Below are 10,204 nucleotides of genomic sequence, written 5' to 3'. Positions count from 1 at the left end.
GTCGCTGCGCCAAGGCGGACAGCCGTCTTGACGTCGGCCCGCGGAGATGTCGGCCTCCCTCGGAGATCAACGCAATGACCTAGCAACGACGACCATTGACCAAGCCCCATACAAGTATTCCAGAGACGGCAGTGATTGAACCGAGAGGCCGCGGCGTCCTGGCTCCCCGCCTTCGCGGGGATGACGATGGTGTTTCGCGTCCCTATCTCCGCGTCGCGGCGCTCGCTATGACGGCTGAAAGCGAAACCGCATTGTCAAAACGGCTTGCTCAGAAATCTCGACCCTTTCAATCCGTAGCGCCATGGCAGATCGATCGCTTTGGTGATGCCGATCCGCACGCCTGCGACAATGTCGAGTTTGCCCACCCGCGCATGCAGCGCGATCGGCGGCTGATCGAGCGGCAGTTCATTGTGCTTGATCGTGATCCAGAGCGCTTCCGTGAGCTTGCCCGGACCAGAGCACAGCGCGCGCTCATCCTGCAGGCCGCGGCGGCGGCGCATCGCGGGTATGCCATGGGTCGGCTGCAGCGCGCGGATCAGGACGGCGCTGGCGGAGCCTTTCTCTTCGCAGACGAAGTTTACGCACCAGTGGATGCCATAGGATCGGTAGACATAGGCAAAACCCGGCGGGCCGAACATTATGCGGTTGCGCGGCGTCGGCCCACGGAACGAGTGCGCGGCCGGGTCCAGATGGTGATAGGCCTCGACCTCGACGATGATGCCGCCGACGCCATCGACCAGGAGCGTTGCCCCGATCAGGTCGGGCGCGACTTCATGCACGCTGCGGTCGAAAAACGAGCGTTTCAGCGGCTTGCCGAGCCGGGGGGCGGCGCTCTCGGCGTGCCTGGGGTTCTGAACCATTTTCAGGTGAGAATCGTTCGCGGAAGGGGTGGAATTCGTCATTATCTTGCACGATCTGCCAGGTTTCGCGAGGCCGGCCAGTGGGCCTTCCGTGGGCTGGGTTGCGGTTTTCCGCAACGGAGTTGCAGCCATCTGCAACACGGATTAGCTAGATGTTCTCGCAATTTTCTGGACTTAACATGGTCGTCCTCGTCGATACCGTTTCCCTGAACCAGGTTCGCCCGCGCCACCCCGAAAAGGTGAACCGGCCGGATGCGCTGTCGCCGCCGAAGCCGGACTGGATCCGGGTGCGCGCGCCGAACACCCGCGGCTATGCCGACACGCGAAAGATCGTCAAGGAGAACGGCCTCGTCACGGTGTGCGAGGAGGCGGGCTGCCCGAATATCGGCGAGTGCTGGGACAAGAAGCACGCCACCTTCATGATCATGGGGGACACCTGCACCCGGGCCTGCGCGTTCTGCAACGTAAAGACCGGAATGCCCGGCGCGCTCGACGCTAATGAGCCGGAACATGTCGCGGAGGCGACCTTCAAGCTCGGGCTGACCCACGTCGTGGTGACCTCGGTCGATCGCGACGACCTCGCCGACGGCGGAGCCGAACACTTTGCGCAGACGATTCGCGCCATTCGCGCGCGCTGCCCGACCACGACGATCGAAATCCTGACCCCCGACTTCCTGCGCAAGGAAGGCGCGCTGGAGGTGGTCGCGGCAGCCAAGCCGGACGTATTCAACCACAATCTGGAAACCGTGCCGGCGCGTTATCTCACGGTACGCCCGGGCGCGCGCTACTTCCATTCGATCCGGCTGTTGCAGCGGGTCAAGGAGATCGATCCCACGATCTTCACCAAGTCAGGCATCATGGTTGGCCTCGGCGAGGAGCGCCACGAGGTGCTGCAGGTGATGGACGATCTGCGTTCCGCGGACGTCGATTTCCTGACCATCGGGCAGTATCTGCAGCCGACCCGCAAGCACCACGCCGTCATGCGCTACGTGACGCCGGACGAATTCGCGGGCTACGAGAAGGTCGCCTATACCAAGGGTTTTTTGATGGTGTCGGCCAGTCCGCTGACCCGCTCGTCGCATCATGCGGGTGAGGATTTTGCCAAGCTCAGGGCGGCGCGCGTCGCACGGGCCCGCTAGCCTTGGATTGAACCAATGCAACGCGTTCTTGTTATGGGATCGTCGGGGTCCGGCAAATCGACATTTGCCAGGCGGCTGTCGGATATAACGGGCATTCCCTTCATTTCGCTGGATGCGTTGTACTGGAGGCCCGGCTGGGTCACTTCCGACAATGCCGAGTTCGGACAGCGCGTGGCCGAGGTTGCGGTTCAGCCGCAATGGGTTATCGATGGCAATTACACTAGATACGGCGCCGGCGAATTGCGCCGCGAGGTCAGCGACACCGTCATCTGGTTCGACTTGCCGCGCAGGACCTGCATGCTCGGCATCATGAAGCGAATCGCGATCAGCTACGGCCGCGTTCGCCCGGAAATGGCCGAGGGCTGTCCCGAGAGAATCGACTTCGAGTTCTTTCGCTACGTCTGGACCTATCGCCGGCAACAGCGGCCGAAACTTTTGGAGTATTTTCAGGGACTGCGCGCCGATCAATCGCTCGTCTGCTTTACCGATCGGATGCAGGCGGACGACTACCTGAAGGAAATTACGGTGAAGCAAAGCCGGGCGAGTATTCACTGATGCCTCGCTTTTCCAGCAAGCGCCGGGTTCATCATACCGCGTCGCACATGTTCGATCTGGTCGCCGATGTCGAGCGCTATCCGGAGTTCGTGCCGCTGTGCCAATCGCTGAGGATACGGCAGCGTACGCAGAAAGCTGACGGCACTGAGGTCGTCGTCGCCGACATGACGGTATCGTTCAAGCTGGTACGGGAGTCCTTCACCAGCCGGGTGACGCTGGACCGGCCGAACCTGAAAATCATGGTCGAATACCTGAAAGGCCCGTTCAGCAATCTGGAAAACCGCTGGACGTTCGAACCGAAATCCGAAACCGACTGTGACGTCGGGTTCTTCCTGTCCTATGAATTCAAGAGCCGGATGCTGGCGATGCTGATGGGGACGATGTTCGATACGGCCTTCCAGCGCTTTGCCGCCGCGTTCGAAAAGCGGGCGGACGTGATTTACGGCAAGCCCGCCACCGGGACCCGAAGCTAAAGCATGATGAAATTAGGTATGATTGGCACCACGAAGAAGGTGCGCTCCCTCTCCCGCTTGCGGGGGAGGGTTGGGGTGGGGGTGTCCCCGCGGGCAACACTGCCCGAGTGGAGAGAGCCCCCACCCGGCGCTTCGCGCCGACCTAACAGCGAGCTTCGCTCGTCTTGACCCCGCAAGCGGGAGAGGTAAAGCAGGTCTGCGGCCAACTCATCTAACCAAAAGTCATCATGCTGTAGGCTTCGCAGCTCGGCGCGATCGGCTCCCGGAATGATTCCAGGAAACAACGACGGAACGGTTGAAATGACGACATTCGAACGCGCTGGCTTTATCGGCCTCGGTGGAATGGGACGAGGCTTGGTCAAGAACCTCGTAGCCAAGGGCGTGGCGGTCACCGCCTATGATCTCAACCCGGCGGCTGTGGCCGTTGCCAAATCGTTCGGCGCGACCGTTGCCAGCGGTCTTCAGGAAATTCGCGACAATTGCCGCATCGTCATGATTTGCGTCAACGAGGCCGAAGATGTCGAGGCGTTGTTGACTTGCAGCGATGGGCTGCTCACCGGTCCGGCGCCGGGATTCATCGTCGTGGACCACACCACCGGCAGCCCGCAGATGGTCGCAAAGCTCGACCGCATGGTGCGGGCAGCCGGCGGCCGGTATGCCGAGGCACCGATGACGCGAACCCCGAAACACGCCGACATCGGCAAGGTCAACGTGCTGTTCGGCGGCGAGCGCGACCTGCTCGACGACCTCAGGCCCTATTTTGAGCTTTATGCCGAAAACATCTTCCACATCGGCCCGCTGGGGCACGCGATACGCCTCAAGCTCATTCACAACTATATCGCTTTCGCCAATGTGGCGGCGTGGTGCGAGGGGTTTGCGCTCGCGGCCAAGGACGGGCTCGACCTCTCGCAACTCATCCGCATCATCTCGGCGGCCGGCGGCAAGAGCGGCATGCTCGATCTTTACGGCCAGGCCACGCTCGATGGCGACTTCACCCCGCTGATGTCGCTGGCGAACGCCCGCAAGGACGTCCGCTATTATGCGCGCTGGCTGGAGGAGGCGGGTCTGCCCGGGTTCATGGCTGAGGCCGTGCACCAGACCTACCGGCAGGCGGCGCTGCTCGGGCACGACGGCGAGTCCTGCACAGCCGTGATCAAGGCTTACGAGGCGGTGACTGGCGTGGAAGCACGGGTATCACCGAAAGAGCAACAACAAGGCAACTGAGGGACAAGGCGATGGACGTAAATCTTCGAACCGGTGGCCATATTCTCATCGAGCAACTGGCCTTGCACGGTGCCGACACCGTGTTCGGCGTGCCCGGCGAAAGCTTCCTGGCTGCCCTCGACGGCATGTACCAGAGCCAGCGCGTGCGGTTCATCAACGCGCGGCAGGAGGGGGGCGCCGCCATGATGGCGGAGGCCTATGGCAAGCTGACGGGACGGCCCGGCATCGTGTTCGCCACCCGCGGCCCCGGCGCCACCAATGCGTCCTCCGGCGTCCATGTCGCGTTCCAGGACTCGACGCCACTGATCCTGCTGCTTGGCCAGGTCGGACGCGACATGATGGAACGCGAGGCGTTCCAGGAAATCGATTATCGCCAGATGTTCGGGCCGATGGCGAAATGGGTCGCCCAGATCGACGATGCGCGGCGGATTCCAGAGTTCATTTCGCGCGCCTTCTTCACCGCGACTTCGGGCCGCCCCGGCCCGGTCGTGCTGGCGCTGCCCGAGGACATGCTCACCGACACCGCGGAGGTGGCGGATGCGCCGCCTTACAATCCGATTCCGGTCGCGCCCGATGACGGCGCCTTGCGGCAATTCCATGCGCTGCTGTCGGAGGCGAAGAGGCCATTCCTGATCGTCGGCGGCGGCGGATGGAGCGATCAGGCTCGCCGCGATCTCGAAGCGTTTGCGTCGGCGCATGAAGTGCCGGTCGGCGTCTCGTTCCGATGCCAGGACTATTTCGACAATCTGCATCCCTGCTATGGCGGCCATGTCGGCATCGGTCTCGACGCAAAAATCGCCGACCGGATCCGAACCAGCGATCTGGTGATCGCGCTTGGCGCGAGGCTGGGGGAGGCCACCACATCCGGCTACACGCTGTTCGATATTCCGAAACCGAAGCAGCCGCTGGTTCACGTCTATCCCGACCCGGAAGAGATCGGCCGCGTCTATTCGCCGACGCTCGGCGTGGTCGCGAGCAGCGCGGCCTTTGCAGCCGCCATCAAGCGGTTGGAGCCGAAGCATCAATCGCGCGCTGACCATGTCAAGGCGGCGCATGCCGACTATCTCGCCTTTACCGAGCCGACCCGCTCGCCCGGCGACGTGCAGCTCTCGCAGGTCGTGCGCGGTTTGAGCGATCGCTTGCCCCATGACACCATCATCTGCAACGGCGCCGGCAATTATGCCGTCTGGGTGCACCGTTTCTGGCGTTATCGGCAATTTCGTACCGAACTCGCGCCGACCTCGGGATCGATGGGCTATGGGCTGCCCGCAGCCGTTGCCGCCAAGCTGCTGCATCCCGAGCGCACGGTGATCGCGTTCGCCGGTGACGGCTGCTTCCAGATGACCGGGCTGGAGTTCATGACCGCGGTCGAAAACCGGCTGCCGCTGATCGTGATCGTCTGCAACAACGGCATGTACGGTACCATCCGCATGCACCAGGAGCGGACCTATCCGGGCCGTGTCTCCGGCACCGATCTGGCCAACCCCGACTTTGCCGCACTGGCACGCGCCTGTGGCGGGTTCGGAGCCTATGTCGAGCGTACGGAGGATTTCGCGCGCGCTTTCGACGAGGCCGTCGCAAGCGGACTTCCGGCCATCATCGAGCTTTCGATCAGCCCAGAGGCGTTGACGCCGGTGAGCTCGCTGAGCGAAACGCGCGCCAAGGCTTTGGCTGCGGCGGTTTGATACCGATTTATGGCCGCGTCGGGCGGCGCCGTTTGACGGCGCTGCGCCGCGGCGTACGCGCCACCCGTGGGCGTAGCCGGCTCATCGTTTCGCGACGCGGCTTGACCGGCGGCTGCGGACCGCGCGCCAACTCCATCAGCATGCGCAGCGCTTCCACCACCGAGCGCTGGCGCACGGTGGTGCGGCCGATCGCACCGAAACGGAATTCGCGGTGCAGGATCTTGCCGTCGCGCGACGCGACCGCGAAATGCACGAGGCCGACCGGCTTGCCCGGCGTGGCCCCGCCGGGGCCAGCGATGCCGGTGATGGATACCGCAAGATCGACGCCGGCCTTTTCCAGCGCGCCGACCGCCATTGCAGTCGCGGCTTCCTTGCTGACTGCGCCAAAGGTTGTCAGCGTCGAGGCTTTGACGCCGAGCATCGCGCGCTTGGCTTCATTGGAATAAGTGACGAAACCGCGGTCGATCACGTCCGAAGAGCCGGGAATGTCGGTGAGCGCGCCGGCCACCAGGCCGCCTGTGCAGGACTCCGCGGTGGCGATCGTCAGCTTGCGCATTCGGCACAAATCAAGCAGCGAGCGGGCGAGGGCGCGGGCGTCGCTGCCGCTCATCCTACTCGCTCCAACCTTTATCATCCCAAGGCAGGCGGATGGTAGCGCTCGCGGTTGCGGCGATGCCTTCCTCGCGGCCGGTAAAGCCGAGCCGTTCGCTGGTCGTCGCCTTCACCGCAACACGCGAGATGTTGAGCCCGGTGATCTCGGCGATGCGGGCGCGCATGACATCGCGCAGCGGCCCGATCTTCGGGCGCTCGCAAATCATCGTGACTTCGAGATTGGCGATCCGTCCGCCCCGCGCGGTGACGCGATCGACGGCATATTTGAGGAATTTGTCGGACGCCGCACCCTTCCACTGCGGATCACTCGGCGGAAAGTGCGATCCGATATCGCCGTCGGCCAGCGCGCCGAGGATGGCATCGACCAGCGCGTGCAGGCCGACGTCGCCGTCGGAATGGGCGAGAAAGCCTCTGACGTGCGGCACCCGTACGCCGCAGAGCATCAGATGATCACCGTCGCCGAAGGCGTGGACGTCGTAGCCGGTACCGGTCCTGATGTCGCCGAGCTGGGCGGCGAGCCGGGCTTCCTCACGAATGAAATCTTCAGGCGTCGTCAGTTTCATGTTTGCAGGATCGCCTTCAAAGGTCGCCACCGTCAATCCCGCCCATTCCGCGAGCGCCGCGTCGTCAGTGAAGTCGCTGCGGCCGTCGCGCGCGGCGCGGCGATGGGCATCGAGAATGACATCGAAGCGAAACGCCTGCGGCGTTTGCGCGATTCGCAGCCTCGCACGATCGGGCGTTGCCTCGACGTGACCGGCATCACCGACCTGCTTGATCGTATCAGTGACGGGAATTGTCGGAATAGCGGCGCCCGTCCGACCGGCGGCATCGATCGCGCGCGAAATCACCGCCGAGGTCACGAAGGGACGCGCGGCATCGTGGATCAGAACGATGTCGGGCTTGTCTGCAGCCAGCGCCTCGAGTCCGGCATGCACCGAGGCCTGACGGGTGGCTCCGCCACTGGTGGGAGGTTGATGGCGCAGCCCTGCGACGGCTTCGTTGAAGATGGCGGCGTCATCGGGATTCACCACCGGTTGCACGGCGAAGATGTCTGGATGCCGGCTGAACGCTTGCATGGCGCGGAAGATTACCGTCTGCCCACCGAGCTCGCGATATTGCTTGGGTCCCCCGGCGCCGGCGCGAAGCCCGCGTCCGGCTGCGACGAGAATGGCTGCGGTACGCTCAGGTCTGGGCATCTCGACTCAAATACGAACGAATTAGGGGTGGTGAGAGAGGGCGGGTGTGCTGGCGCACAGCCCTTACCACGCCGAATGGGGAAAAACAGAGCGATTCCCACGAGCTGTGGGAAAAGCGGTTTTTGTTGCAGTGCACTTGCGCAAATGATAGATCTGTCTAAAGTGTAGGCAAGAAGCTTGACTGCCCAAGATTTGTGCTCACAATATGCGCCGACGGTTGCAATGACGCCGCCGCCCTAACCAAGAGAACGCCGTGACCGGCCCGGAAAGTTCACGTTCTAAGCCGTTGAAAATAGGCGAGATTGCTGTCGCCAACCGGGTCCTTCTGGCGCCGATGTCCGGCGTCACCGATGCCCCCTTTCGACGCCTTGCCGCCACGCTCGGCGCCGGACTGGTCGTCTCCGAGATGACCGCCAGCGACGAACTCGTGCACGGCAGACCGATGTCGATTCTGCGCTGCGAGACAGCCGGGGTCGGACCCCATGTCGTTCAGCTCGCGGGCTGCGAGGCGCACTGGATGGCGGAGGGGGCGAGGGTTGCGGAGGCTGCCGGCGCCGACATCATCGACATCAACATGGGCTGTCCGGCGCGTCATGTCACCGGCGGCCAGTCCGGCTCGGCGCTGATGCGCGATCTCGATCATGCGCTCAAGCTGATCGAAGCCACGATCGCGGCGGTCAAGGTGCCGGTGACGCTGAAGATGCGGCTCGGCTGGGACGATCGCTCGCTCAACGCACCCGAGCTGGCGCGCCGCGCGGAAGCCGCCGGAGTGCAGATGATCACCGTGCACGGGCGCACGCGCTGCCAGTTTTACAAGGGCGTCGCCGATTGGGCCGCCGTGCGCGCGGTCAGGCACGCGGTTTCCGTGCCGCTCGTCGTCAACGGCGACATCACCTCATTCGAGCAGGCGGTCCGCGCACTGGAAGTGTCGGGCGCGGACGCCGTGATGATCGGGCGCGGTGCGCAGGGCCAGCCCTGGCTGCCGGGCCAGATCGGCCGTCGGCTTGAGACCGGACAGGCTGAGATTGCGCCGTCGCTGGCCGAACAACTCGCGCATGTGCGCGCACTCTACGACGAAATCTGCAGCCATTACGGGCTGCGCATCGGGCTCAAGCATGCGCGCAAGCATCTCGGCTGGGCGCTGGAGGTGGCGGCGCAATGCGGCCGCGCGCCGGCGGAGACGCTGAAGGGCTGGCGGCAGAAGATTCTGACGTCGGAGGATCCGCACCGCGTCCACCGGTCGCTGCAGGACGCGTTCGACGATTTCGCATGGAGTGCTGCTGCATGAATTCAGCCGCAGAATATCGCCGCGCCGTGCCCTCCGAAAGCGAGGCCATTCTCAACGCGCTGCCCAACCCGGTGCTGCTGGTGGCGCCGGACGGCCGCATCATCGACGCCAACATCGCCGCCGAATCCTTCTTCGAGATTTCGACGCAGTTCCTGCGGCGGCAGTCGCTGAAAGAATTGGTGCCGTTCGGCAGCCCACTGCTGGCGCTTATCGACCAGGTGCGATCGAGCGGCTCGCCGGTGAACGAATACAAGGTCGATCTCGGCACGCCCCGCATCGGCGGCGATCGCCAGGTCGACCTGCACGTGGCGCCGCTCACCGAGCGCCCCGGCCACATCGTCGTGATGCTGCAGGAGCGCACCATCGCCGACAAGATGGACCGTCAGTTGACGCACCGGAGCGCGGCGCGCTCGGTAATCGCGCTGGCCGCGATGCTTGCGCACGAGATCAAGAACCCGTTGTCCGGCATCCGCGGCGCGGCGCAATTGCTGGAGCAGGCGGCCTCGTCCGAAGACCGCATGCTGACGCGGCTGATCTGCGACGAGGCCGACCGCATCGTCACCCTGGTCGACCGCATGGAGGTGTTCGGCGACGACCGCCCGGTGGCGCGCGGGGCAGTCAACATCCATTCCGTGCTCGACCACGTCAAACGGCTGGCGCAGTCCGGCTTCGCCCGCAACATCCGTTTCATCGAGGACTACGATCCGTCGTTGCCGCCGGTGCTGGCCAATCAGGACCAGCTCATTCAGGTCTTCCTCAATCTCGTGAAGAATGCCGCCGAAGCCGTCGCCGATCTCGGCAGCGATGCGGAAATCCAGCTCACCACCGCCTTTCGTCCCGGCGTCCGCCTGTCGGTGCCGGGCAAGAAATCGCGGGTATCGTTGCCGCTGGAGTTCTGCGTCAAGGACAATGGATCCGGCGTGCCGGAAGACCTGCTGCCGAACCTGTTCGATCCCTTCGTGACGACGAAGCAGACCGGGAGCGGGCTGGGTCTCGCCCTGGTTGCCAAAATCGTCGGCGATCACGGCGGCATCATCGAATGCGAATCCCAGCCGCGGAAGACGACGTTCCGGGTGCTGATGCCGATGTTCAATCCCGCCAAACAGTTCGACCAAAGCAACCGCGACGGCGTTCCGGGTACGCTGCCGCCTGCCTCACAGGACGCAAGATGA

The 10,204-nt window shown here is 64.1% G+C and carries 10 protein-coding genes; 7 read left to right on the top strand and 3 right to left on the bottom strand.

The window, feature by feature from the left end; genetic code table 11:
- Positions 1-254: 254 nt before the first annotated feature.
- Entirely contained in the window at positions 255-860 is a 606-nt protein-coding gene (locus tag LMTR3_RS08285) for a DNA-3-methyladenine glycosylase (RefSeq protein WP_065744592.1), read from the bottom strand.
- A 179-nt stretch (positions 861-1,039) separates the two neighbouring features.
- Between LMTR3_RS08285 and lipA the strand changes: the two genes are divergently transcribed.
- From lipA to LMTR3_RS08260, 5 genes are all read left to right on the top strand, one after another.
- Positions 1,040-1,999 carry a lipoyl synthase gene (lipA, locus tag LMTR3_RS08280; protein WP_065744591.1) on the top strand — a complete coding sequence of 320 codons (960 nt, stop codon included), beginning with the start codon at positions 1,040-1,042 and terminating at the stop codon, positions 1,997-1,999.
- A gap of 15 nt (positions 2,000-2,014) precedes the next feature.
- A complete protein-coding gene (locus LMTR3_RS08275; RefSeq protein WP_065744590.1) occupies positions 2,015-2,554 on the top strand; it encodes a P-loop NTPase family protein in 540 nt (179 codons plus the stop codon).
- Complete coding sequence (locus LMTR3_RS08270; protein WP_065744589.1) at positions 2,554-3,027, top strand: type II toxin-antitoxin system RatA family toxin; 474 nt, start codon at positions 2,554-2,556, stop codon at positions 3,025-3,027. The genes LMTR3_RS08275 and LMTR3_RS08270 overlap by 1 nt, the downstream gene beginning before the upstream one ends.
- A gap of 300 nt (positions 3,028-3,327) precedes the next feature.
- Complete coding sequence (locus LMTR3_RS08265; protein ID WP_176721839.1) at positions 3,328-4,251, top strand: NAD(P)-dependent oxidoreductase; 924 nt, start codon at positions 3,328-3,330, stop codon at positions 4,249-4,251.
- An 11-nt stretch (positions 4,252-4,262) separates the two neighbouring features.
- Positions 4,263-5,936, top strand: a complete 1,674-nt coding sequence (locus LMTR3_RS08260; RefSeq protein WP_065744587.1) for a thiamine pyrophosphate-binding protein — start codon at positions 4,263-4,265, stop codon at positions 5,934-5,936.
- Between the two features lie 7 nt (positions 5,937-5,943).
- Here LMTR3_RS08260 and LMTR3_RS08255 read toward each other — a convergent pair whose 3' ends face one another.
- Positions 5,944-6,546, bottom strand: coding sequence for a CinA family protein (locus LMTR3_RS08255; RefSeq protein ID WP_065744586.1), 603 nt, complete (start codon positions 6,544-6,546; stop codon positions 5,944-5,946).
- Between the two features lies 1 nt (position 6,547).
- Positions 6,548-7,744: a bifunctional 2-C-methyl-D-erythritol 4-phosphate cytidylyltransferase/2-C-methyl-D-erythritol 2,4-cyclodiphosphate synthase gene (locus LMTR3_RS08250; protein WP_065744585.1), complete on the bottom strand. Its 1,197-nt coding sequence runs from the start codon at positions 7,742-7,744 to the stop codon at positions 6,548-6,550.
- Positions 7,745-8,030: 286 nt separating this feature from the next.
- On the opposite strand from LMTR3_RS08250, the gene dusB reads away from it, so the two are divergent.
- Positions 8,031-9,032, top strand: coding sequence for a tRNA dihydrouridine synthase DusB (gene dusB / locus LMTR3_RS08245; RefSeq protein WP_065744584.1), 1,002 nt, complete (start codon positions 8,031-8,033; stop codon positions 9,030-9,032).
- On the top strand, positions 9,029-10,204 hold the full coding sequence (locus tag LMTR3_RS08240) for a two-component system sensor histidine kinase NtrB (RefSeq protein WP_065744583.1): 1,176 nt from the start codon (positions 9,029-9,031) through the stop codon (positions 10,202-10,204). The genes dusB and LMTR3_RS08240 overlap by 4 nt, the downstream gene beginning before the upstream one ends.

It is taken from the genome of Bradyrhizobium sp. LMTR 3, assembly GCF_001693485.1.
GTDB lineage: Bacteria > Pseudomonadota > Alphaproteobacteria > Rhizobiales > Xanthobacteraceae > Bradyrhizobium.
Note: the sequence above shows the minus strand (reverse complement) of the source record. Positions and strands in the feature narration are given on the sequence as shown.